This window comes from Streptomyces sp. R21, from assembly GCF_041051975.1.
GTDB lineage: Bacteria > Actinomycetota > Actinomycetes > Streptomycetales > Streptomycetaceae > Streptomyces.
Genome location: NZ_CP163435.1, coordinates 5,512,293 through 5,536,097, shown reverse-complemented (window position 1 = coordinate 5,536,097; position 23,805 = coordinate 5,512,293). Strand labels below are relative to the sequence as shown.

Here is a 23,805-nt window from a genome sequence, read left to right as displayed (position 1 = left end):
CATGTCAGTTCAGGAATATCGAGGACCACTCCTCCAGGGGGACATGACCATGCAGTACCTGCGCAGCTTCCTTCCATGGATCGTCGTCAGCCTCCTCATCGGCAGCATCGACGTCCGGTACGCGCTGCTCGCCGGCCTCGTCGCCGCAGTGGCGCTGATCGCCTACCAGCGCGGCCAGGGCCGCGCCTGGGACGCGCAGGTCGTCGAGATCAGCGCCGCGCTGTTCTTCGCCGTGGCCACCACGGTCGCCTTCGCGGCGTCCGGATCCGCGTTCGTGGAGCACTACGCCTCCGCCGGATCCTCGCTCTGGCTGGCCCTGACGGCCTGGGGCTCCCTGGCGATCGGCAGGCCGTTCACACTCGGCATCGCGCGGACGACGGTGCCCGCGGAGTTCTGGAACAACCCCCTGTTCCTCCGCGTGAACAAGGTCATCACCGCGGTGTGGGCGGCCTCGTTCACCATCACCGGCGTGGGCTCGGCCCTGCTGCACCACTACCAGCCGGACAACGGCGGCGCCCGCACCGCCCTGACCATCGCCGGCATCGTGATCCCGATCCTCTTCACGGTCCGCTACCCCGCGATCGCCCGCGCCCGCCACCTGACCGCCGTGCAGCAGGGCGGCGCCGCCTCGCAGGAGGGCGCCAAGTGAACGCCGGCCCCTTCCACCTGCGGGACAACTTCTCCCCCGTCGACGCCGAGCACACCGCCCACGACCTCGATGTCACCGGCACCCTCCCACCCGAGCTGACCGGCTGGTACGTGCGCAACGGACCCAACCCCCGTACTCCGTCGGCCCATTGGTTCACCGGCGACGGCATGCTGCACGCCGTGCGCCTGGAGGCGGGCCGCGCCGCCTGGTACCGCAACCGCTGGGTGCGCACCAGGACGTTCACGGAGGGCGCCCGCATCTACGGCCCCGACGGCACCCGCAATGTGAGCGCCGGCTCGGCCAACACCCACATCGTCCGCCACGCGGGCCGCACCCTCGCCCTCGTCGAGTCCTCCCTGCCGTACGAGATCGACTGCACGGAGGACGGTCTCGACACCGTCGGGCCGTACGACTTCGGCGGCCGCCTCGCCGACTCGATGACGGCCCACCCGAAGATCTGCCCCGACACCGGCGAGCTGCACTTCTTCGGTTACGGCAGCCTGACCCCGCCGTACGTGACGTACCACCGGGCGGACGCGCAGGGCGAGTTGACGGTCAGCAGGCCGGTCGACGTCCCGGCGCACACGATGATGCACGACTTCGCACTGACCGCCCGGCACGTGGTCTTCATGGACCTGCCGGTGGTCTTCGACCTGGAGAAGGCACGGTCCGGCGGGTCCGGGATGCCCTACGCCTTCGACCCGTCCCACCAGGCCCGGCTCGGCGTCCTGCGCCGCGACGACCCGCACGGGACCATCCGCTGGTTCGACATCGCTCCCTGCTACGTCTTCCACACGCTCAATGCCCACGAGGACGCGGCCGGCCGCATCGTCCTGCACGCCGTCCGCCACCCGCACCTCTGGTGGGAGGGACACGGCAGCGCCGACGCGGTGCTGTGGCGCTGGACGCTGGACCCCGTCGCCGGCGCCGGCGCCGTCCGCGAGGAGCAACTCGACGACCGGCCTTGCGAGTTCCCCCGTATCGACGACCGGTTCGCGGGGCGCGAGGTGGCGCACGGACATGTCACGGACGCGGCGCCGGAGGGCTCGGGGCGGCGCAGCGCGATCGTCCGCTACGGGCTGCGGGGCGGTGCCGGGGCCACGACCCCGATGGCGCCGACGACGGAGACACACGAGTTCGCCGCGGGGCGCACACCGGGCGAGGCGTCCTTCGTGCCGCGCGCGGACGCACCGTCCGGTTCCGGCGAGGGCTGGCTCCTCACGTACGTCCACGACGCCACGACGGACCGCAGCGAACTGGTCGTCCTCGACACGGCCGACCTGGCGGGCAAGCCGGTCGCGACGGTGCATCTGCCGTGGCGGGTGCCCTACGGATTCCACGGGAACTGGCTCGACGGGGGGACGCCGGTCCGCTGACCGGTCGGCGGGGCCACCGGGAACGTTGGCCCCGCCGTCGAGAACGACGCCGTAGACCGTTCTTCACCCCGGAAACCCGCAAACCCCCGAGCACAGCCCCCCTCAGCCCACCACCCGCACCCCCAGCTCCGCCGCGAACACCGGTGCCAGATCCAGCAGTTGCCCCGGACTGATCACCGCCCCCGCCAGCCGGTCCACCCCCCGCGCGATGTTCAGCTCGGCCGCCGCCCGAAGATCCACGTCCGTGAGGGTGGCCGCGCTGAAGTCGACCCCCTTGAGCACGCAGTCCACGAACTCGACGCGCTCCAGCCGTGCGCCCCCGAAGTCCGGCTCGACCAGCACGCAGCCCTCGAAGACGACGTCCTTGAGGCGGGCCTTGCGGAGGTTCAGGTAGTCGATCTTGCCGCCGCGGATCAGCACCCGCTCCAGTACGGAACCGTGCAGCTGCACCCCGCCCAGCCGGGCGTCCACCAGCTCGACGTCACGCAGCGTCGACTCGGCGAGATCGGTGCCGACACCCCGTATGCCCGTCAGCACGGAGTCCAGCACGCGCGCGTGGTGCAGGCGCGTCTCGTCCAGCGCGCACCCCGTCAGCGCGCAGTCCATGAAGCGCGCGCCCCCGCCGTCCTGCCCGCCGAAGTCCGCCTCCGTGAACTCCAGCCCGTCGTAGTCCCCGTCGGGCTCCAGCCCGGAGCCGTCGTACGGGACGAGAGGGGGCAACCGCACCTCCGGCCGCCGCGCCCCCTTCACCCCGCCCGTGCCCTTCCCGCCTGCCGCACCAGCCGCTCTCCTCGCCATGCCCCCCATCCTGCACCCCACCACTGACACCGCCCCCGACAACCGCCCCTGACCTGCCACTTCACCCCCCGGTGTCACATTCCGGCCCCCTCAAACAGTCGTATGCACAGACAGGCCGACAGGAACAGCTTCACCAGCCGGGCGACCGACCAGAGGGAGACCCCAGCCATGCACCGCATCACCGTCATCGGCGGCGGCTTCGCCGGACTCACCGCCGCCATCACCGCCGCCGAGGCGGGGGCCGAGGTCACCCTGTACGAGGCGCACCACACGCTGGGCGGCCGGGCCCGCACCGCCGAGGGGCCGTACCGGACGAACGAGGGCCCGCACGCCCTCTACAGCGGCGGCCCGCACTGGACCTGGCTCAGGCAGCGCGACCTGATCGGCCCGCTCGCCCCCATCCCTCCCCTGGAAGCGGCCCGCCTCCGGCTGCACCACAAAGGCGCCCTGCGCCGCACCCCGCCCTTCGCGATGCTCAAGCTGCTCCGCCGTACGGCCCAACCGGCGCCGGAAGACGTCGACTTCATGACCTGGGCGTGCGAGAAGGCGGGCGAGGAGGGCGCCCGTGCCGCGGCCAACTACTCCGCCGTCGCCCTCTTCCACCACGACCCCGGCTCCCTCTCCGCGGCCTTCGTGCAGGAGCGCCTGCGCCGCGCCACGAAGCTGCCCCCGGAGGCGCACTACCCGCGCGGCGGCTGGGCGAGCGTCATCGACAAGATGGCGGCCCGCGCCTGGCATCTCGGCGTCCGCGTGGAGACCCTGTCCCGGGTGGACACCGTCCCAGGCGATCAGGGCCCCGTCATCGTCGCCACCTCCCTCGACGCGGCCCGGCGCCTCCTCAAGGACGACTCCCTCACCTGGGCCGGCGGCCGTACGGCCCTCATCGACCTCGCCGTCCGCACCCGCCGCGGCGACGCCTTCGCCGTCTCCGACCTGGACGCGCCCGGCTGGCTGGAACGGTTCACCGCGCAGGATCCGACCCTCGCCCCCGCCGGGGAGCAGCTCATCCAGGGCCAGATCCCGATCGCGCCCGAGGAGTCCCGGACCGACGGCATCGCACGCGCCGAGCGGCTCCTCGATCTCGCCTTCGAGGGCTGGCGCGAGCGCGTGACCTGGCGGCGGGAGGGGATCGCGCAGGGGCGTACGGGTGCGGTCGACCTGCCCGGCACCAGCTGGCGCGACCGGCCCCGCATCGACCGCGGCGACGGCGTGTATCTGGCGGGCGACCAGGTCGCCGCCCCCGGTGTGCTCTCGGAGGTCTCGTTCAACAGCGCCATGGAAGCCGTTTCGCTGGCCCTCAGGATCCGCGAACGCCTTGACCTCAAGCATGCCTGAGGTTGAAGAGTGGGCCTTCGAGCGCCACGAACGAGCACCACGCAGTCGCACCCGCACCACGCACACGCACCACCGACCAGGGAGCCCCACCATGCACGCCATCCGCCTGCACACCCACGGCCCCGCCGAGAACCTCACCTACGAGAAGACCGAGGATCCCGAGCCCGGCCCCGGCCAGGTCCGTATCGCCGTGGCCGCGGCAGGCGTCCACCTCCTCGACGCCGCCCTGCGCGAGGGCGGCCAGGGCCCGGGCCCGGCGCCCGCCCCCCTGCCGACGATCCCGGGCCGCGAGGTCGCCGGCACCGTCGAGTCCCTCGGCGAGGGCGTCGCCCATCTGTGGCTCGGCAAGCGCGTCGTCGCCCACCTCGGCTTCGCCCCCGGCGGCTACGCCGAACTCGCCGTCACCGACGTCGACCGGCTGCACGAGATCCCGGAGAACCTCGACTTCGCCCAGGCCGTCGCCATGATCGGAACAGGGCGTACGGCGATGGGGATCCTGCAGTTCGCGTCGCTGGGCCCCGGTTCCGTGGCCGTCGTACCGGCGGCGGCGGGCGGTGTCGGCACCCTGCTCGTGCAGTACGCGAAACACGCGGGCGCCACCGTGATCGGCCTCGCGGGCGGCCCGGAGAAGGTGGCCCGCGTCCGGGCGAACGGCGCGGACCTCGCGCTCGACTACACCGACCCGGACTGGGTCGGACAGGCGGACGAGTATCGAGGGAAGGCGACCATCGTCTTCGACGGTGTCGGCGGCGAGACCGCCAAGGCCGCCGTCGGCCTCCTCGGCCCCGGCGGCAAGCACCTCGTCTTCGGCTGGTCCGCCGAGGGCATCTCCCATGGGCGGCCCCTGCTGATCGACGGCGTGTCCGAGCAGGTCCTCGGCCCGGTGATGCTCGGCAGGGCGGGCGGCCCCAACCCCGTACGCACTCTGGAGCTGCGCGCCCTCACCGAGGCCGCCGCCGGCCGCCTCTCCCCCGCCGTACAGCGCTTCCCGCTCTCCGAGGCCGCCGCCGCCCACCGGGCCCTCGAAACACGCAACACGATCGGAAAGGTGGTTCTGGAGCCGTGAAGCACTCGACCACGCCCAAAGATGCGATACACCCCGATAACGGAACACATTCCGAAGATGCGACGCTTTCCGATTCATGGTCTTCTGGCCAGGTGAGCGTCACCCGAACGGGCGAACCCGTCGACCCCGAGGGCGCCGATCCCCGCCGCTGGTGGGGCCTGGTGGTCATCGCCCTCGCGCAGCTGATGGTGGTGCTGGACGCGACGATCGTGAACATCGCGCTCCCCTCCGCCCAGCACGCCCTGGGCATCTCCGACGGCAACCGCCAGTGGGTCATCACCGCCTACACCCTGGCCTTCGGCGGACTCCTCCTGCTCGGCGGCCGGATCGCCGACCTCGTCGGCCGCAAGCGCACCTTCATCATCGGACTCATCGGCTTCGCCGGGGCCTCCGCGCTGGGCGGCGCGGCCACCTCCTCCGGCATGCTCTTCGGCGCCCGCGCCCTCCAGGGCGCCTTCGCCGCGTTGCTCGCCCCCTCCGCGCTCTCCCTCCTCACGACCACCTTCACCGACCCGAAGGAGCGCGGAAAGGCCTTCGGGATCTACGGCGCCCTGGCCGGCAGCGGCTCCGCGATCGGCTTCATCGCGGGCGGACTGCTGACGGAGTACCTGAACTGGCGCTGGTGCCTGTACGTCAACATCCCCATCGCCGTCATCGCCCTGTTCGGCGCCATCGCCCTGCTCCACGACCGCCCGGGCCACACCGGCGCCCGCCTCGACGTACCCGGAGCCGTACTGGGCTGCGGCGGACTCGTCGCGCTCGTCTACGGCTTCAGCGAGGCCCAACCGCGCGGCTGGACCGACCCCCTGGTCCTCACCATGTTCGCGCTGGCCGTCGTCCTGCTCGCCACCTTCGTGTGGTGGCAGACCAGGGCGCCGAGCCCGCTGCTCCCGCTGCACATCGTCAAGGACCGCAACCGCGCCGGCTGCTTCCTGACCATGGGGCTCGCCGTCATCGGCATGTTCGGCATGTTCCTGTTCATGACCTACTACCTCCAGGTCATCCTCGGCTACTCGCCCGTGAAGACCGGTATGGCCTTCCTGCCCCTGACGGTCGCGATCATCATCGGCTCGACGCAGGTCTCGGCCCGCCTGATGAACCACGTCGCCCCGCGCGTCCTGATGGTCCCCGGCATGATCCTCGCGGCGAGCGGCATGCTGATCTTCACCCAGCTGAAGGTCGACTCCTCGTACGCGACCCTCCTGCTGCCCGGCCTGCTCCTGATGGGCTTCGGCATGGGTCTCACCTTCATGCCGGTGTTCGCGACCGCCACCGCCGGGGTCGCCCCGCAGGACGCCGGCGTGACCTCCGCGACCGTCAACACCTCGCAGCAGGTGGGCGGTTCGATCGGTACGGCACTGCTGAACACCATCGCCACCACCAGCAGCGCCGCCTACGTCTCCGCCCACCTCCGGGGCCCCGCCCACAAGGACCTGATCATCCGCGAGGGCGTCGTGCACGGCTACACGGTCGCCCTCTGGTGGGCCTTCGGCATCCTGCTCCTGGCCGGGCTGGTCGCGGGCCTCATGGTCACGGCGAAGGCCCCCAGGCACGCGCCGGCGGCGGGGGCTCCCGTACCCGAATCAGTGGCGTGAACCGGGGCTCCAGGAACTTCAGTTTCGTGAACCGAGTTCCTGGAGCGCGGTGTCCGTCAGCCGGTACACCGTCCACTCGTCCTGCGGCCGTGCGCCGAGCGCCTTGTAGAACGCGATCGACGGCTCGTTCCAGTCCAGGACCGACCACTCCAGGCGCTCGTACCCGTGCTCGACGCAGATCCGCGCCAACTCGGTGAGCAGCGCCTTCCCGTGACCGCTGCCGCGCGCCTCGGGCCGTACGAACAGGTCCAGCAGATAGATGCCCTGCACCCCGCGCCAGGAGGAGAAGGTCAGGTACCACAGCGCGAACCCGACGGGCTCGCCCGCCGCGTCCTCGGCGATGTGCGCGAACGCGGCGGGCCGCTCCCCGAACAGCGCCTCGTGCAGCTGCTCCGGTGAGGCCCGCGCCTCCTCCGGTGCCCGCTCGTACTCGGCGAGTTCACGGACCAGGGCGTGGATGACGGGGATGTCTGCGGGAGTCGCCGTACGAATCATGGCCGCAGTCTCACACGATGGGGCGGGGCCTTCGAAGACCCCGCCCCACCCTTCACCCCCGGAGAATCACCGAAGGATCACCGCAGCCGTCGTACGTCGATCGCCCAGATCCCCCGGCCGTGCGTGGCCGCGTACAGCCGTCCGTCGGGGCCGGTGCGCAGCTGGAGCGCGGCCGTCGTGGGCAGGTTGTCCCCGGCGACCTTCCAGCCGGCGCGGGACGAGGACCGCACCAGGACACCGAGGTCGGTGCCGACCGCGACGGCGCCGCCCTTCAGCAGGACCACGGAGTTGGCGGGCACGTCCGGCAGGTTCCCGGAGATGTCCGTCCAGCTGACCCCGCCGTTCCTCGACTCGAACAGGTGCCCGACGCCCGCGCCCGGCCCCTCGGTCCACTTCCGGGAGAACCCGTTGACCGCGAGGAGGACATGGTCGCTGTCGGCCGGGTCGATGGCGAGCCCGGACAGATAGCGGTTGGGCACGGTGCCGTCGACCGGCAGCGTCAACTGGTGCCAGCCGGTGCCGTCGGCGTTGCCGACCACGATGCCCCGGGTGAAGCCCTGGTTGTTGCAGGGGCCGCACCAGGCCGCATACACCTTGCCGCCCGAGGAGGCGACGGCCGTGGCTGTGTGTCCCGCACCCAGGTCGTACGCCCCGAACCACTCGCTGCCACTGCGGATCGCGTACCCGTGGCTGTTGATCCAGACGTGCCGGCCGCCCGCGACCCAGGTGTTCTTGTCCTTGATGTCGGCGTTCAGCGGGGCGATGAAGCGGGCCTCGCCGGTCGCGTTGTCCGGCGGCGGTACGGAGTACGAGGTGGCCTTCGACGGATCGGTCACCCAACTCCCGTCGTTCACCGCGCAGTTGTTGGTGACCGAGACCGCCAGGTACACGTACTCCTGCGCGATGTTGCACCCGTTGGCCGGATCGGTGATCGTGTCGGCCCCGTCACCACCGAAGTTGGAGCCCATCACCCGGTCGCCGGGCCGCAGCATCGACTGCCCGTTGTCCTGCAGACCACCGGTGACCGCGAGCCCGCGCCCGGCGGGATCCGTCCCGACGCCCACCGAGTAGTACTGCAACGCGTCCATCGTGCCGTCGTTGAGCGGACGCCAGTCGGTGGCATGGCCCTCCGCATTCGCCGCACCGTTCACCGGCCGCCGGTAGGTGCCGCCGTCGTCACCGACGATCACATACGGCGCGCCCCCGTTGCTCCCGATCGTCACCGCGTGCTGGTCGGGGTGCGTGCTGGCCGGGCAGTCACCGCTCTGCTTCGACGGGTCGACGGACCAGCAGGGGAAACCGAAGTTCCAGTACGGGCCCGGGACCGACCAGGTCGTCCCGCCGTTCTTCGTCTCGAAGACCTCCTCCAGACCCGCGTACACGTGGTCGCGGTTCTTCGGGTCGACGGTGAGGAACTGGTTGTACCAGGCCTGGATGCCCGGCTGGTAACCGTCACCGGTAAGCGCCGAGCCCGAGTCCCGCAGCTGCGTGTAGTCGGCGATCTTCGTCCAAGGCCCGGTCGGAGAACCCGACTTGGAGACGAAGATGCCCTCGAGACCGCTGTCCGGGTTCTCGGCGGTCATCTCGGGCGACTGGTCGATGGCGTAGTAGCGCGAGCCGTCGGCACTGCGCGCGAAGGTGACGTTGCCGACGTCCTCGCTGTTGCTCGGCAGATCACCGAGCCCGGTCAGCCGCTGCCAGCTCCCGCCGGACCTGGCGTAGAACCCGTTGTACGTGTCGCCTCCGCGCCAGCCCACGGCCAGCACGACCTTGCCCGGGTTCTTCGGGTCGATCGCGATGTCACTGGTGATGTTCTTGTACGCGGCCGACGGATCGGCGGCCTTCGAACCACCCGGCAGATAGTCCGGGTTGGGCGCGAACTCCAGCTTCCAGGCGCCCTTCAGAGACTTCGTCGAGTGGCTCCACACCCCGCGCGTGGTCGCCGCCCACACCTTGGAACCGCCGAACCTCAGCGCGTTGATCGACGTCGACTCCAACTCGTCGCCGCCGACCCGGTCATGGCGGCTGAAGCTGCCCTTGCGCGGGTCGTGCAGCACGTACACGCCCGTGCCGAGGAAGGCCGTGGCACTGGTGTTGGCCTCGCCTGTCGCGTACCAGAGGCGGCCGCCCGGGTCGAGCTGCAGGTCTCCGGTGGACAGGGCGGGCAGCCGGTCGGAGATGTTCGTCCAGTGCCCGCCACCCGAACGGGACCTGAAGACACCGCCGTTGGCGGAGCCCGCGTACACATACCCGTGACTGTCGGCCGCGAGCCCCGTCACCCGCCCGGTGACCCGGCCCGCACCACCACTGGAGTTGGAGTTGATGTCGCGGTAGCGGGGATCGTCGGAGTCGTAGGGCAGCTTCGTCAGATCGCTCCAACTCCCGCCCGTGTGCGGAAGACCGGAGAGCTGGTCGTACGCCGCCCCGTACGCGCCCGGCGCCACGATGCCCGGCGAGGTGCGCGCCTCCGCGTACTGGTCGGCCTGCTCGGCTATGTTCCCCGACTCGTCCTCGTCCTCGTCCCCCGGATCCTCCGCGAACGCCGACAGGCCCTTCTGCTGGTTCAGAAGGGCCTGTTGCTGTAGCGCGCGGACGCCGAAGGGATCGCCTCCACCGCCGGACGCCGCCTGGGCCTGCGTAACTGTCAGTCCCAGCGCGGCAGTCGTGGCGAATACCGCCCACACGCGTCTTCTTCGTTGGCCGTTGGCTGCCATGGTCGTGCCCTCCCCTGAGGAAGCCGTGGCGTACATGTCACAAGCTGGCCAACAGCTTTTACGGGAGGGGCGCCTCGAGAGACCTATGAGACAGCAATGAGAACGCAAAGCTTGTCCTGAACCATCCGTGGCGCCGCGCTTGCCACGGCCCGGACGGCTTCGGTCCCCCAATGATCCGGTTCAGTGCCGCCCGGCCACCCGGTCCGCCAGCCGCGCGAGTCGCGACGACTCCGCGCTGTGCGCGGCGAGTTCGCGCCGGTCCGCCGTCCGATAGGTGGCGTACATGCCGTGCACCCCGAGCCAACGCAGCGGCTCCGGCTCCCAGTTGCGGACCTTGTGATTAACCCAGGGCAGGTCCGTCAGCTCCGTCGGCCCCGACTGCCCGGAGTCCTGCTGCACGAGGTCACGCAGGGTACGGGCGGCGAGGTTGGTGGTCGCGACGCCGGAACCGACATAGCCGCCGGCCCAGCCGAGCCCAGTCGAGCGGTCCAGCGTCACCGTCGCGCACCAGTCGCGCGGCACACCCAGCACCCCCGACCAGGCGTGCGAGATGCCGACGCCGGCCAGCGCGGGGAAGAACCGGACCAGGATCTCGCGCAGCGCCTCGATCGTCGCGGCCTGCGTCCGCCCGTCGTTGTCCGTCCGCGAACCGAAGCGGTACGGAACGCCCCGGCCGCCGAGCGCGATCCGGCCGTCGGCGGTGCGCTGCGCGTACATGTACGCGTGCGCCATGTCGCCCAGCGTCTCCCGCCCCTCCCAGCCGATCGCCTCCCACTGCGCCTCGGTCAGCGGCTCGGTCGCGATCATCGACGAGTTCATCGGCAGCCAGGTCCGCCGCTGGCCCTTGAGCGCGGCCGTGAAGCCCTCGGTGCAGCGCAGCACATAGGGCGCCCGGACGGTGCCGTACGGCGTCACCGCGTGCTTGGGCCGGATCTCCGTCACCGGCGTCTGCTCGTGGATCGTGACGCCCAGCGCCTCCACGGCGGCCGCGAGCCCCTTCACCAGCTTCACCGGGTGCAGCCGCGCCCCGTGCGGCGTCCAGGTGGACCCGACCGCGTCCGCGACCCGGATCCGCTCGGCGGTCTCCACCGCGCCGTACAGCTCACGATCCTTCTCGCCGTACGACAACTCGGCCTCGTGGAAGGCCTTGAGGCGCCCCAACTGGGCCGGCGTGTAGGCCACTTCGAGAACGCCACCCTGGTGAATGTCGGCGTCGATGCCCTCGTCCCCCGCGACCCGGACAACCTCACCCACGGTCTCGTTCATCGCCCGCTGAAGGCGTACGGCCGCGTCCCGGCCGTGCAGCTTCGCATACCGGTCGCGGCCGGCGATGCCGTTGTACAGCCAGCCGCCGTTGCGCCCCGAGGCGCCGTACCCGCAGAACTTCTGCTCCAGCACCGTGATCCGCAGGAAGGGCGCGGCCTTCTTCAGGTAGTACGCGGTCCACAGGCCCGTGTAACCGCCGCCCACGATGACGACGTCGGCGCTCGCGTCGCCGGGCAGGGGCGCGCGGGGCGCGGGGATGCCGTCCTGCGCGTACCAGAAGGAGATTCCGCCGTTGACCGTGGTGGCCGTACTGCTGCTCATGGCCGGACGCTAACCCCTCAGGACCGCCCATGTCTCCTTCGGATTCCATGCTTTTCCCCGCCCTCTGACCAGCGGATAACAGCCGAGACCGATCGCCACGGAGATGAAATGCCCGAAATCGGTGAAGGTCCGGCCGGTCGCCAACGGCACCGCGTACACGACCACGACCCCGCTCAGATACAGGTACCGCCAGGGTGCCGAAATCCGGTACACCAGCACGGCGACCACCCCCGCCAGCGCGTAACTCACCCCGATGTCCAGCGTGTTGACCGCCGAATGCGGCGCCGCCCCACGCCGGATCGCATCCAGCAACGCCAGTTCGCTCACCAGCGTCGCCAGCACATGCGCCGCCGCACAGACCACCAGCCAGCGCGCGGTACCGAGCCACCGCTCCGCCTGCGCGTGGAACACCGTGTACAGCACCGCGTACGGAAGCCAGTGCCCACCGTCGATCCACATCGCACTGGAGATCAGCACCCGCACCGGATTGTTCGACAGCTCATGGATGTTGGTGGACCGCTGCCGCAGGAACTGGTCCTCGAACTCCGGCGACATCTGATGCACGGCCACGGTCGTCACGAACAGCACACCCAGCCACACGTACGTCCCCGGGGCACTGCGAACGTACGCCCCCACCCTCCTCAGGCCGCTCCTAATCCGCATGACCCGATTCACGCACGTGGGTAGCGTCGCAGGGGTGATCGACATTCCCGCCGAACTGATCGCCTCACAGCACAAGTACAACAGGGCCGCCGGCCGCGCCTTCATCGCGGCCCTCCCACAGCGGGCCACGGACTTCCTCGACCGCTGGGAACTCCGCCTCGACGGCCCGTCGATGTACGGCATGTGCGCCCTGGTCCTCCCGGTGCTCAGGGCCGACGGCACTCCCGCCGCGCTCAAGCTCCAGCACCTCGACGAGGAGACCGCGGGCGAGCCGCTCGCCCTGCGCGTCTGGGCCGGCGACGGAGCCGTACGCCTGCTGGAGCACGACGCCACCACGGGCACCCTCCTCCTGGAACGGCTCGACGCGACCCGCATGCTGACGCACCTGCCGGACTCCCGCGAGGCCACTCTCGTCATCGCCCGCCTGCTGACCCACCTGACCGCCGCACCGGCACCGAAGGACATGCGCCGACTCGGCGACATCACAACAGCGATGCTGGACCGGGCGCCGGGGGCCCTGCACCAGATCCCGGACCCCGCCGACCGCCGCCTGATCGAGGACTGCGCCGCAGCCGTACGCGAGGTGGCACCCGCCCCCGGCGACCGCCTCCTCCACTGGGACCTCCACTACGACAACGTCCTCGCCGCCACCCGCGCCCCCTGGCTGGCCATCGACCCCAAGCCCCTGTCCGGCACCCCCGCCTTCGAACTCTTCCCCGCCCTGGACAACCGCTTCGACCCCGCCGAGATCCGCTGGCGTTTCGACGCGATGACGGAGGTCATGAACCTGGACCGCGACGGGGCCCGCGCCTGGACCCTGGCCCGAGTCCTCCAGACCTCGCTCTGGGAAATCAGGGCCGGCCGCCCCCCGGTACCGGACCACCTGGAAATCGCCCGCCAACTACGCGCCTACTAAAAAACGCGTGCCTGTTTAACGGGCGTGCCGAACCTCGACGGGCGTCAGTGGACCACCATGGAATGAGCGGTGATTGAGACCGCCATTGAGACCACGACCTCTTCGTCCCGAAGCAATTTGGGTGGGGGCGCGGCCTTGGGCAGACACTCACCCCTCTGGTCCAGGGCGAGGGCGCCTTGTGGCGTGGGGTCCCGAACGAGGCCCGTCTCGTGGCCGGCAGGGATGCCTGCCTGATGCCCGACGCGCACGAGGCGGCCGGTCGTGATGCACTGGGTTTCTGGGAGGTGCGTCATGTCAGGTCGCGCTGGCAAGACCCGCAACATCTTTCTCGTTTGGCTGATCTGGCCGCTGATTACGCTGGGTATCTACCACCTGGTCTGGTATTACAAAGTGAATCGCGAAGCTCGGGATTTTGATCAGCGGATCGAGGTCAATCCGGTGTTGGCCCTTCTGGCCATCACTGTCGGCTGGCTGGTGATCATTCCCCCCTTCGTATCGGTCTACAACACCGGTCTGCGCATTGCCCGTATGCAGCAGTCGGCCGGGATGCAGCGGAACTGCAATCCCTGGATCGGACTCATCCTTTTCATCGTGGCCGGCCTGTACCCGCTCTACTACCAGCACGAGTTGAACCAGATCTGGGCTCACTACCAGATCCCAGAAGAGGGCGAGCAGGTGCCTCTCGCAGCCTGACGTGTACGTGTCCGGAGACCCCTTGGGACCTGGACAGTGCAGCAGGCTGCTGGTACCTGCTGTGGGGGCCGCGCACCTCCGCGCCTTCGGGCAGCCCATGAGCGTCGGCCACGAGCGGCGGCGCCTGCACTCGGCTGACCTTCTGAGTCTGCCCGTTCCGGCGGTACGCGCGCCCGGACGCCACATCGTCGGCGATGAACGCCACCTCGTCGCCGTCGCGCCACTTCGCCTTGTCGGCGCCGCCGACGCATCCGCTGAACGAAAAGGCCCAGGTCACGTGTGACCTGGGCCTTTCCCATCAGCGAGCCCCCTGTCGGATTCGAACCGACGACCTACGCATTACAAGTGCGTTGCTCTGGCCATCTGAGCTAAGGAGGCGTGCACGCGCGCGTGGAGGCTGCGTGCCCGTGCAGTGTACCCACGTCACACGGGGCGCCCGTCGAAAATTTCGGCGAACTTCACCGCCCCCGGAGTACTGACAGAACACATGAACGCCAGGTAGCGTCCTGAGTCAGTTCACTCGTGTGGACTACACCACTATGAGCAGCTTCATAGTGGATCACCTTCTTTACAACGGATCGTCCGGCACGTTCCTGCCGGTGAAGGGGGCCCCTCACCATGGCCACTGTTTCGTTCGACAAGGCGACCCGGATCTACCCGGGCACCGAGAAGCCCGCCGTCGATGCTCTGGAGATCGACATCGAGGACGGCGAGTTCCTCGTCCTCGTCGGTCCCTCCGGCTGCGGCAAGTCCACCTCGCTCCGCATGCTCGCGGGGCTCGAGGACGTGAACGCCGGCGCCATCCGCATCGGTGACCGCGACGTCACGCACCTGCCGCCCAAGGACCGGGACATCGCCATGGTGTTCCAGAACTACGCGCTGTACCCGCACATGACCGTCGCCGACAACATGGGCTTCGCGCTCAAGATCGCCGGCGTCAACAAGGCCGAGATCCGCCAGAAGGTCGAGGACGCGGCGAAGATCCTCGACCTCACCGACTACCTCGGCCGCAAGCCGAAGGCGCTCTCCGGCGGTCAGCGCCAGCGTGTGGCGATGGGTCGCGCCATCGTGCGTGAGCCCCAGGTCTTCCTCATGGACGAGCCGCTGTCGAACCTCGACGCCAAGCTCCGTGTCTCGACCCGTACGCAGATCGCCTCGCTCCAGCGCCGCCTCGGCATCACCACCGTCTACGTCACCCACGACCAGGTCGAGGCCATGACGATGGGCGACCGTGTGGCCGTACTGAAGGACGGTCTGCTCCAGCAGGTCGACTCGCCGCGCAACATGTACGACCGCCCGGCCAACCTCTTCGTCGCCGGGTTCATCGGCTCCCCGGCCATGAACCTGGTCGAGGTTCCGATCACCGACGGTGGCGTGAAGTTCGGCAACAGCGTCGTGCCGGTCAACCGCGACGCCCTCAAGGCCGCCACGGACAAGGGCGACCGCACCGTCACGGTCGGCGTCCGTCCCGAGCACTTCGACATCGTCGAGCAGGGCGGCGCGGCCGCGAAGTCGCTCACCAAGGAGACCGAGGACGCCCCGGCCGGCCTCGCCGTCTCGGTGAACGTCGTCGAGGAGCTCGGCGCCGACGGCTACGTCTACGGCTCCGCCAAGGTCGACGACAAGCTCACGGACCTGGTCGTCCGCGTCAGCGGCCGTGCGGTCCCGGAGAAGGGCGCCACGCTGCACGTCGTGCCGCGCCCGGGCGAGACCCACGTGTTCTCGACCTCCACGGGCGAGCGGCTCACCGACTGACCTCGGAGCCGCTCGGACCCCCGTAAGGGGTGAATTCCCCCAAGTTGACGAAGAAGGCCCCGCAGCCTGCTGCGGGGCCTTCTTCGTTGTCGACAAATACCCCGGCAGACCGGTCATTTCGATACGTGTACGTCAACGCGCTACCCCGAATTCGCCGTTTCCCCGTCCCCCGAATTGGTGACTAAATGTCGCCAAATCATCACCCCGCGCTACCCTCACTCGCGTGAAGCACTCCACCACTAACCAACGGACCCGGCGTGGCCGTGGCCCCGCCCGCCGGATCGGCCGCACCCTCGCCCTCGTTCTGCCTGTCGTCCTGGTGCTTTCCGGGACCCTCGCGGTCACCCGAGTCAACTGGTCGGGGAACTCCTCGGACTCGGTGCTCACCGCCTCCTCCGAGGACGTCTCCGCGCGTGCCTCGTCCCGCGCTCCGCAGGACGTCCTGCGCGACAGACTCCTGCTGGAACTCCAGGAGAAGAACCCAGGCGTCGCCCTCACCCATCTCCAGGAGGCGGTGAACGGCCACCCGTCGCTCACGAAGCACTGCGTATCCATCGCCCGCGCCCTCGGCCGCGCAGCGGTCCGTGTGTACGGGCCCTCGCGGGCCCAGTCCTACGCCCGGCCCGTCTGCGACACGTCCTTCGCCTCCGGCGTCGCGGCCCCGCAGAGCTGAGCGGCAGGTAACGGCTGATTAAGGAACGGTTGCCACAAGAAACCGCGAGCGGGGCGCCACGTACAGTTCGGTCATGACCGATCCGAACGCCGCGTCGCGCCCCGTTCAAGCCGTTGTCCTGGCCGGCGGCCAGGGCTCTCGGCTGCGTCCCTACACCGACGACCGGCCCAAGCCGATGGTCGAGATCCCCGGCACCGGGACCCCGATCATCGGCCACCAGCTGACCTGGCTCGCCGAGGAGGGCGTGACCGACGTGGTCGTCTCGTGCGGCCATCTCGCCGACGTTCTCCAGAAGTGGCTGGACTCGGCCGACCTTCCCGTGAACGTCACGACGGTCGTCGAGAGCGAGCCCCTCGGCCGTGGCGGCGGCCTCAAGTACGCCGCCGCGCACCTCCCGCACCCGGACAAGCCCTGGTACGCGACCAACGGCGACATCTGGACGCGCTTCTCGCTGCGCGACATGGCGGACTTCCACACCGAGCGCGACGCGGTCGCCACCCTCGCGCTGGCCCGCCCCCGCATCCCGTGGGGCGCCGTGAAGACGGACGGCTTCGGCCGCATCACGGACTTCATCGAGTCACCGCCGACGCAGCACGAGATCAACGCGGGCGTCTACGTCTTCTCCCCCGAGTTCGCCTCCCTGCTCCCCGAGCGCGGCGACCACGAGCGCACCACGTTCCCGCACCTGGCCCGCGAACGCCGCCTGGCCGGCTTCTCGCTCCCGCAGGGCGCCTACTGGCGCGCCATCGACACCGCGAAGGACCTCACGGAGGCGGCCAAGGAGCTTGCGGCGCTGGGGCGTTGAGAACCTTGAGCCCGTGACGGTACGACGACGGGGGCCCCGCACCAGTCAGGTGCGGGGCCCCCGTCGTCGTACCGCCCGAAGGGAGTTACCCCAGCAGGCCGCCCACGAGCTTGTCGGAGCCGTCCGAGGAGCCGCCGGACGAGCCGCCGGTGGACGTGCCGCCCGTGCTGGTGCCGCCGGAGGACGTGGGGCCCGCGGTGGTGCTGGGCGCCTGCTGGACCGGCGAGGACTGCTGCGGCGGCGCCTGGTTGGTGCCCTGCGTCTGGCTGGGCCCGCTGGTGGCCGTGCCGCCGGTCTCACGGACCGCGCCCGGCGTGGTCGTGGTGTCCGAGGGGGTCGAGGAGGCGCCCTGGGTAGGTGCCTCGGAGGCCGACGGGGACGCCTTGTGGTGGTGGCGCTTGCCGGGGGTCTCCGGGAGCGGGGAGCCGGGCAGTTCGTTGCGCGGGGCCTCGCCCGGTCCGGGGACGACGACGCGGTCGGCGTCGCGGACGGCTCCTCCGAGGAGGGAGCCGATGAGCAGCGTGAGGCCGACGACGATGGCCCCGACGAGCGCGCCGCGGCGCAGTACGCGTCGGCGCAGTTCCCAGAGTTCGGCGCGCGGCCCGAGGGTGCGCCAGGCCTCGCCGGCGAGGCGTCCGTCGATGGAGTAGACGGGGGCGCCCGCGATGATCAGCGGGGACCAGGCGGCGAGGTAGATGATGTCGGGCGCGTCGTAGGCGGGGACGGTCTTCCAGCTGACGGTGACGATGAGGGCGGCGGAGAGCAGTGCGCCGACGACGGCGGCGACGCGCTGCCAGAGCCCGAGGACCGTCAGGACGCCGACGATGACCTGGAGGAAGGCGATGACGAGTCCGGCGCCGACGGGGTGCTGGAGGGCGAACTGCCGCAGTGGCTCGGCGACTTCCCACGGGTGCAGGGTGTTGAGCCACTTCACCATGGAGCCGCGCTTGCCGCCGTCGAAGTAGACGGGGTCGCAGAGCTTGCCCATGCCGGCGTAGATGGAGATGAAGCCGAGGAACACGCGGAGGGGGAGCAGGACGACGCCGAGGTTCATCCGGCGGCCGGGGTAGTAGGCGTGCCGGACGGGGTCGGAGCCGTGCCGCTTGGCGGGCGCGTCGCCGTCTTCCTCGGTGAGGTCGTCGAGGTCGGCGAGCTCGTCGTCCGCGAACTCCCCGTCCCCGTACCCGGGTTCGTCGTATGTGCTGTCGACGCTGCGCATGTGGGGCAGCAGGCGGGTCTCGCCGGAGGCGGGCGGGCGCTGGCTGCCGACGACGGGGGTCTCCACCGTCTCGTCGGTCAGGTCGTCGACGTCGATGCGCGGGATGACCTGGGTCGCTCCGGCGTCGCCGGCCGGTGCCTCGCCGTGGCGCACGCTGGTGCCCCGTACGGCTTGCAGCAGGCGGTGGGCGCCGGTGTCGTCGGGTGCGGACTTGCCGCTCCATACGACGGGTGCGCGCCGCCGCGCTCCGGCGCCGGACGCGCCCGCTCTGCCGGCCGTACCGGCGGCGGGCATGCGCGTGGCATCGCCGGTGGAGCTCAAGTGCCGTGAGATGCGCGGGGACTGGCTCCGCGGCGTGGCGGCTAGCTGCACGCGGAAGCTCGCATGATTGACGATGACCTGCGCCGGATCGCTCGGCACCTTCACCATGCTCAGCGCGGGAGCTTCGTCGAATCCGGAATCGAATCCCGACGAGCGGTCCCCCGTGGGTGTGCGGGGTGTTCTGGTGTCCACACTCATCTAACCGAGTGACGTGTGTTTAGGACACTGCTTTGACCGGGCGGATCTGTCCGGACCGCGTCAAGGTCGTCCCGAACATCCAGAACATCCCGATTGCCCCACGGGGGTATGGCGCGAGCGCCTGCTCAGACGCGCCGGCGCGACGCCTCGTACAGCACAACTCCCGCCGCGACACCCGCGTTCAGCGACTCCGCGCCACCGGGCATCGGGATCCGCACCCGGAAGTCGCAGGTTTCGCCCACGAGTCGGGACAGGCCCTTGCCCTCGCTGCCGACGACGATGACGACCGGGCCGCCCAGGGCGTCCAGTTCGCCGACCTCGGTCTCGCCGTCCGCGGCGAGGCCGACGATGGTGACACCGGCCTTCTTGTACGCCTCCAGGGCGCGCGTCAGGTTGGTGCAGCGCGCGACGGGCGTGCGGGCCGCCGTACCGGCCGACGTCTTCCAGGCGCCGGCGGTCATGCCGGCGGCGCGCCGCTCGGGTACGACGACGCCGTGGCCGCCGAACGCGGAGACGGAGCGGACGACGGCGCCGAGGTTGCGCGGGTCGGTCACGCCGTCGAGGGCGACGATGAGGGGGTCCTGGCCCTCGTCGAACGCGGCGGCGACGAGGTCCTCGGGGTGGGCGTACTCGTACGGCGGGACCTGGAGGACCAGGCCCTGGTGGTTGAGCCCGTTGGTCATGCGGTCCAGCTCGGGGCGGGGGGCCTCCATGAGGTGGATGCCGCCGCGCTCGCCGACGAGCTGGAGCGCCTCGCGGACGCGCTCGTCGTTGTCGATGAACTGCTGGACGTACAGCGTCACCGCGGGCACGCCCTCGCGCAGCGCCTCGACGACGGGGTTGCGCCCGACGACCATCTCGGACGTGCCCTTGCCGCCGCGGCCACGGGGCGTGGGGCGGCGCGCGGCCTGCTTGGCCTTGGCGTTCGCGATGCGGTTCGCCTTGTGCTTCTTGCGCATCTCGGCCGGCGGGGTCGGGCCCTTGCCCTCGAGCCCCTTGCGTCGCTGGCCGCCACTGCCGACCTGCGCGCCCTTCTTGCCGGACATGCGGCGGTTGTTAGCGGCCATGACCTACCTGTCTGTGTTGAACGTCGATGCGTACGCGTGAATACGTACGTCAGTGCCAGTGTGCCGCCCGAAACGCCGGGCGGCACATTCGCGGCGGTCCGCTAACGCGGTCCGAGCGTCCAGCGCGGTCCCTGCGGGCCGTCCTCGATCACGAGGCCCGACTGGTTGAGCTGGTCGCGGATGGCGTCGGCGGTGGCCCAGTCCTTGCGGCCGCGGGCTGCCTCGCGCTGCTGGAGCACCAGGCGTACGAGGGTGTCGACGACGCCGTGCAGGTCCTCGCCGCGGTCGCCCTCGCCGGCCCACTGGGGGTCGAGCGGGTCGAGGCCGAGGACGCCGAGCATGGCCCGGACCTCCGCCAGCCGCTCCACGGCGGCTTCCTTGTCGTCGGCGGCGAGGGCGGAGTTGCCCTGCCGGACGGTGGTGTGGACGATGGCGAGCGCCTGCGGGACACCGAGGTCGTCGTCCATGGCCTCGGCGAAGGCGGGGGGCACGTCGGCGGCGGGTTCGACGACTCCCCCGGCCTTCTCGACGACCCGCTGGACGAAGCCCTCGATGCGCGCGAACGCCGACTCGGCCTCGCGCAGGGCCTCTTCGCTGTACTCGATCATCGAGCGGTAGTGCGGGGTGCCGAGGTAGTACCGGAGCACGATCGGGCGCCACTGCTTGACCATCTCGCTGACGAGCACCGAGTTCCCGAGGGACTTCGACATCTTCTCGCCGCTCATGGTGACCCAGGCGTTGTGCACCCAGTACTTGGCGAACTCGTCGCCGTACGCCTTGGCCTGGGCGATCTCGTTCTCGTGGTGCGGGAAGATCAGGTCGAGGCCGCCGCCGTGGATGTCGAAGGCGGAGCCCAGGTACTTGTGGGCCATGGCGGAGCATTCGAGGTGCCAGCCGGGGCGGCCGCGGCCCCACGGGGTCTCCCAGTCGGGCTCGCCCGGCTTGGACGCCTTCCACATGGCGAAGTCGCGGGAGTCGCGCTTGCCCGCGACGCCCTCGTCGGGCTGGCGCAGGTCGTCGATGTCCTGGTTGGACAGCGCCAGGTACTCGGGGAAGGAGCGCACGTCGAAGTAGACGCTGCCGTCGGCCTCGTACGCGTGACCGCGCTCGATGAGGCCGCGCATCATCTCGATCATCTCGGGGACGTGCCCGGTGGCGCGCGGTTCGTAGGTCGGCGGGAGGCAGCCGAGGGCGTTGTAGCCGTCGTTGAAGGCCCGCTCGTTCTCGTAGCCGATCGCCCACCAGGGGCGGCCCTGTTCGGCCGACTTGTTGATGATCTTGTCGTCGATGTCGGTGACGTTGCGGATGAACGTGACGTCGTAGCCGCGGTGGGTGAACCAGCGGCGCATGATGTCGAAGTTCAGATACGAGCGGATGTGCCCGATGTGCGGTGCCGCCTGGACGGTGGCGCCACAGAGGTAGATCGAGACACAACCCGGCTTGAGCGGGGAGAAGTCACGGATCTGCCGGGCGCTGGTGTCGTACAGGCGAATGGTCACCACTCCAGGGTAGTGGCCCCTGGGTAGTGCCCTGCGACCCTTCCGGCCCAAGGGCACGTATTCGTGACATACAGGGGACGGCTCAGGGGCGACTCGGAACGACTCGGGGTCGGTTCAGGGGGCGTTCAGGGGCCGTTGCAGGGGTTGTTCGAGGGGTCGTTCGAGGGGGCTCTGTCAGTTCACTCGCGCCACGAGTGCGGTCGCGATCGCCATCAGGCCCTCGTCGCGACCGGGGAAGCCGAGGCCGTCCGTGGTCGCGCCGGAGACGGAGACGGGTGCGCCCGCCGCCTCGGAGAGGATCTTCTGGGCCTCGTCGCGGCGCTTGCCGATCTTGGGGCGGGGGCCGACGACCTGGACCGCGACGTTGCCGATGGTGAAGCCGGCGGCCCGGACGATGCGCGCCGCCTCCGTCAGCAGGGTGACGCCCGACGCGCCGGACCACTCGGGCCGCCCGGTGCCGAAGTGCTGCCCGAGGTCACCGAGCCCGGCGGCCGAGAACAGCGCGTTGCAGGCGGCGTGCGCGACGACGTCCGCGTCGGAGTGCCCGGCGAGGCCCGGTCCCTCGCCCTCCCACTTCAGGCCCGCGCACCACAGCTCGCGGCCCTCCTCGAAGGCGTGGATGTCGGTGCCGATGCCGACCTGGGGCAGCACGAGGGGCGCCGGTGCCTCAGAAGCCATCGTTCAGCCTCCTGCGGGCGAGGACGGCCTCCGCGAGGACCAGGTCCAGCGGGCGGGTGACCTTGAAGGCCTCCTCGTGCCCGGGTACGACGACGACCTGGAGGCCGAGCTGCTCGACCATCCCTGCGTCGTCGGTGACGCCGCCGGTCACCGTCTCGTGCGCGCGCACGAGCGTGGCGAGGTCGAAGCCCTGCGGGGTCTGTACGGCCCGCAGCCGCGCCCGCTCGGGGGTGGCCACAACGGGTTCGGGCGCGCCCGGGGCCGTCGCGGGTTCGACCTGCTTGACGGTGTCCGCGAGGGGCAGCGCCGGTACGACGGCGGGCGCCCCGTCCCGTACGGCCTCGATGACGGCGTCCACCGTGTCGACCGGTACGAGCGGCCGGGCGGCGTCGTGCACCAGCACGATGTCGTGGCCGGGCGGCAGCGCGTCGAGGCCGAGCTTCACGGACTCCTGGCGTGACTCGCCGCCGGGGACCACCAGGAAGTCGGTGCGCTCGGGCAGCGCGTGTGCGTCGAGCAGCGACTTGACCTCGGCCGCTCCCTCGGGCGGGGCCACGACGACGACCAGGGAGACGGCGCGGGACGCGGCCATGGCGCGCACCGCGTGGATGAGCATGGGGGTGCCGTTCAGCGCGCGGAGCGCTTTGGGGGCGCCCGGACCGAGGCGCACGCCCCGTCCGGCGGCCGGGATCACGACCGCGACGGGGGTTCCCGGAGGCGAAGGGCGTGATTCGTCAGACATCGGTTCCTGTCAGGTTTGTGTACTCGGGATGCGTGGGTATGGCCACAGCGTGCGGGCGCAAGCCTTGACCGGGGACCCTTCCGTGACCATCCGGTCGAGTCGGCGCCCGTGTCCCGGTGAGTGTTCGGCCGTAGTGCGAGTTTCGGCCACATCGGGGCGGTACGTATTCGACCACTTCCGGATACGAACATGCCGCAGCGCCCGGCGACAGCTAATGCGTCATCGGGCACCGCGGCATTTCATTGCGTCATCGCGCCGGCTCTGCGGGCTCGCACCCGCACAGGGCCTGCGTCAGGACGCGAGAACCTCGTCGAGAAGAGCCTCGGCCTTGTCCTCGTTCGTGTTCTCCGCGAGGGCCAGCTCGCTCACCAGAATCTGGCGGGCCTTGGCAAGCATGCGCTTCTCACCTGCGGAGAGTCCGCGCTCGCGCTCACGACGCCACAGGTCACGTACGACTTCCGCGACCTTGATGACATCGCCGGAGGCGAGCTTCTCCAGATTTGCCTTGTAACGACGCGACCAGTTCGTGGGCTCCTCGGCGTACGGCGCGCGCAGCACCTCGAAGACCCGGTCCAGCCCGTCCTGACCGACCACATCACGCACGCCGACGAACTCCGCATTGTCCGCTGGCACACGCACCGTCAGGTCGCCCTGGGCGACCTTCAGCACCAAGTAGGTCTTGTCCACGCCTTTGATCTGGCGAGTTTCGATGGCCTCGATCAGCGCGGCCCCGTGATGGGGATAGACCACGGTGTCGCCAACCTTGAACGTCATGTGACAGGTACCCCTTCCGTGGCTATCCAGGGTAACACGGAAACGGCGTCTTCTGAATGGCGTTTTCGCAGGTCAGGGCATATCTCGGGGCTTGACAACCGCAACAGGAACGTGCTTCGGAGGGTGAGCGGAAGAGGGTATTCGCAGGTCGGAGCGGCTCTCCGGGCGGGGTGAAACGCGTACGTTA

The 23,805-nt window shown here is 70.3% G+C and carries 21 protein-coding genes, 1 tRNA gene and 1 pseudogene; 10 read left to right on the top strand and 13 right to left on the bottom strand.

Annotated features, from left to right (window positions below; genetic code table 11):
- The first annotated feature begins 43 nt into the window (after positions 1 to 43).
- Positions 44 to 649 carry a hypothetical protein gene (locus AB5J56_RS24770; protein WP_369235058.1) on the top strand — a complete coding sequence of 202 codons (606 nt, stop codon included), beginning with the start codon at positions 44 to 46 and terminating at the stop codon, positions 647 to 649.
- Complete coding sequence (locus AB5J56_RS24765) at positions 646 to 2,025, top strand: carotenoid oxygenase family protein (RefSeq protein ID WP_369235056.1); 1,380 nt, start codon at positions 646 to 648, stop codon at positions 2,023 to 2,025. Before AB5J56_RS24770 ends, AB5J56_RS24765 begins: the two co-directional genes overlap by 4 nt.
- 102 nt (positions 2,026 to 2,127) lie before the next feature.
- Here AB5J56_RS24765 and AB5J56_RS24760 read toward each other — a convergent pair whose 3' ends face one another.
- Positions 2,128 to 2,823 carry a pentapeptide repeat-containing protein gene (locus tag AB5J56_RS24760; RefSeq protein WP_369235054.1) on the bottom strand — a complete coding sequence of 232 codons (696 nt, stop codon included), beginning with the start codon at positions 2,821 to 2,823 and terminating at the stop codon, positions 2,128 to 2,130.
- Positions 2,824 to 2,991: 168 nt separating this feature from the next.
- On the opposite strand from AB5J56_RS24760, the gene AB5J56_RS24755 reads away from it, so the two are divergent.
- The 3 genes from AB5J56_RS24755 (at position 2,992) to AB5J56_RS24745 (ending at position 6,819) form a co-directional block, all read left to right on the top strand.
- On the top strand, positions 2,992 to 4,158 hold the full coding sequence (locus tag AB5J56_RS24755) for an FAD-dependent oxidoreductase (protein WP_369235052.1): 1,167 nt from the start codon (positions 2,992 to 2,994) through the stop codon (positions 4,156 to 4,158).
- 91 nt (positions 4,159 to 4,249) lie between these two features.
- Positions 4,250 to 5,224, top strand: coding sequence for a zinc-binding dehydrogenase (locus tag AB5J56_RS24750; RefSeq protein ID WP_369235050.1), 975 nt, complete (start codon positions 4,250 to 4,252; stop codon positions 5,222 to 5,224).
- Positions 5,225 to 5,316: 92 nt separating this feature from the next.
- The gene (locus AB5J56_RS24745) at positions 5,317 to 6,819 is read left to right on the top strand and encodes an MFS transporter (RefSeq protein ID WP_369235048.1); all 1,503 of its coding nucleotides are present in this window, start codon (positions 5,317 to 5,319) and stop codon (positions 6,817 to 6,819) included.
- 18 nt (positions 6,820 to 6,837) lie between these two features.
- On the opposite strand, the gene AB5J56_RS24740 is transcribed toward AB5J56_RS24745, so the two are convergent.
- From AB5J56_RS24740 to AB5J56_RS24725, 4 genes are all read right to left on the bottom strand, one after another.
- Complete coding sequence (locus tag AB5J56_RS24740; RefSeq protein ID WP_369235046.1) at positions 6,838 to 7,314, bottom strand: N-acetyltransferase family protein; 477 nt, start codon at positions 7,312 to 7,314, stop codon at positions 6,838 to 6,840.
- 77 nt (positions 7,315 to 7,391) lie between these two features.
- Positions 7,392 to 10,028: a glycosyl hydrolase gene (locus AB5J56_RS24735; RefSeq protein WP_369235044.1), complete on the bottom strand. Its 2,637-nt coding sequence runs from the start codon at positions 10,026 to 10,028 to the stop codon at positions 7,392 to 7,394.
- Positions 10,029 to 10,208: 180 nt separating this feature from the next.
- Positions 10,209 to 11,615: an NAD(P)/FAD-dependent oxidoreductase gene (locus AB5J56_RS24730; RefSeq protein ID WP_369235042.1), complete on the bottom strand. Its 1,407-nt coding sequence runs from the start codon at positions 11,613 to 11,615 to the stop codon at positions 10,209 to 10,211.
- 9 nt (positions 11,616 to 11,624) lie between these two features.
- Entirely contained in the window at positions 11,625 to 12,278 is a 654-nt protein-coding gene (locus AB5J56_RS24725) for a rhomboid-like protein (RefSeq protein ID WP_369242747.1), read from the bottom strand.
- Between the two features lie 34 nt (positions 12,279 to 12,312).
- Between AB5J56_RS24725 and AB5J56_RS24720 the strand changes: the two genes are divergently transcribed.
- Positions 12,313 to 13,194 carry an aminoglycoside phosphotransferase family protein gene (locus AB5J56_RS24720; protein WP_369235040.1) on the top strand — a complete coding sequence of 294 codons (882 nt, stop codon included), beginning with the start codon at positions 12,313 to 12,315 and terminating at the stop codon, positions 13,192 to 13,194.
- Positions 13,195 to 13,485: 291 nt separating this feature from the next.
- On the top strand, positions 13,486 to 13,887 hold the full coding sequence (locus AB5J56_RS24715; protein ID WP_369235038.1) for a DUF4234 domain-containing protein: 402 nt from the start codon (positions 13,486 to 13,488) through the stop codon (positions 13,885 to 13,887).
- 73 nt (positions 13,888 to 13,960) lie between these two features.
- On the opposite strand, the pseudogene AB5J56_RS24710 reads toward AB5J56_RS24715, so the two are convergent.
- A pseudogene (locus AB5J56_RS24710) lies at positions 13,961 to 14,122 on the bottom strand (GntR family transcriptional regulator); the annotation flags it as partial.
- Between the two features lie 69 nt (positions 14,123 to 14,191).
- Positions 14,192 to 14,265: transfer RNA gene (locus AB5J56_RS24705), tRNA-Thr, on the bottom strand.
- Positions 14,266 to 14,505: 240 nt separating this feature from the next.
- Between AB5J56_RS24705 and AB5J56_RS24700 the strand changes: the two genes are divergently transcribed.
- The 3 genes from AB5J56_RS24700 (at position 14,506) to AB5J56_RS24690 (ending at position 17,120) form a co-directional block, all read left to right on the top strand.
- Positions 14,506 to 15,642 carry an ABC transporter ATP-binding protein gene (locus AB5J56_RS24700; RefSeq protein WP_369235036.1) on the top strand — a complete coding sequence of 379 codons (1,137 nt, stop codon included), beginning with the start codon at positions 14,506 to 14,508 and terminating at the stop codon, positions 15,640 to 15,642.
- Between the two features lie 223 nt (positions 15,643 to 15,865).
- Positions 15,866 to 16,315, top strand: a complete 450-nt coding sequence (locus tag AB5J56_RS24695; protein WP_369235034.1) for a hypothetical protein — start codon at positions 15,866 to 15,868, stop codon at positions 16,313 to 16,315.
- A gap of 73 nt (positions 16,316 to 16,388) precedes the next feature.
- A complete protein-coding gene (locus AB5J56_RS24690) occupies positions 16,389 to 17,120 on the top strand; it encodes an NDP-sugar synthase (protein WP_369235032.1) in 732 nt (243 codons plus the stop codon).
- A gap of 85 nt (positions 17,121 to 17,205) precedes the next feature.
- Here AB5J56_RS24690 and AB5J56_RS24685 read toward each other — a convergent pair whose 3' ends face one another.
- The 6 genes from AB5J56_RS24685 to AB5J56_RS24660 all read right to left on the bottom strand — a co-directional run bounded on the left by AB5J56_RS24685 (position 17,206) and on the right by AB5J56_RS24660 (position 23,618).
- The gene (locus tag AB5J56_RS24685) at positions 17,206 to 18,858 is read right to left on the bottom strand and encodes a DoxX family protein (RefSeq protein WP_369235030.1); all 1,653 of its coding nucleotides are present in this window, start codon (positions 18,856 to 18,858) and stop codon (positions 17,206 to 17,208) included.
- Positions 18,859 to 18,983: 125 nt separating this feature from the next.
- Complete coding sequence (rlmB, locus tag AB5J56_RS24680) at positions 18,984 to 19,925, bottom strand: 23S rRNA (guanosine(2251)-2'-O)-methyltransferase RlmB (protein WP_369235028.1); 942 nt, start codon at positions 19,923 to 19,925, stop codon at positions 18,984 to 18,986.
- 101 nt (positions 19,926 to 20,026) lie between these two features.
- Positions 20,027 to 21,424, bottom strand: coding sequence for a cysteine--tRNA ligase (gene cysS, locus AB5J56_RS24675; RefSeq protein ID WP_369235026.1), 1,398 nt, complete (start codon positions 21,422 to 21,424; stop codon positions 20,027 to 20,029).
- Positions 21,425 to 21,598: 174 nt separating this feature from the next.
- Positions 21,599 to 22,102, bottom strand: a complete 504-nt coding sequence (gene ispF / locus AB5J56_RS24670) for a 2-C-methyl-D-erythritol 2,4-cyclodiphosphate synthase (protein WP_369235024.1) — start codon at positions 22,100 to 22,102, stop codon at positions 21,599 to 21,601.
- Complete coding sequence (gene ispD / locus AB5J56_RS24665; protein WP_369235022.1) at positions 22,092 to 22,844, bottom strand: 2-C-methyl-D-erythritol 4-phosphate cytidylyltransferase; 753 nt, start codon at positions 22,842 to 22,844, stop codon at positions 22,092 to 22,094. Before ispD ends, ispF begins: the two co-directional genes overlap by 11 nt.
- 291 nt (positions 22,845 to 23,135) lie before the next feature.
- Positions 23,136 to 23,618 carry a CarD family transcriptional regulator gene (locus AB5J56_RS24660; protein WP_003953493.1) on the bottom strand — a complete coding sequence of 161 codons (483 nt, stop codon included), beginning with the start codon at positions 23,616 to 23,618 and terminating at the stop codon, positions 23,136 to 23,138.
- Positions 23,619 to 23,805: the final 187 nt, after the last annotated feature.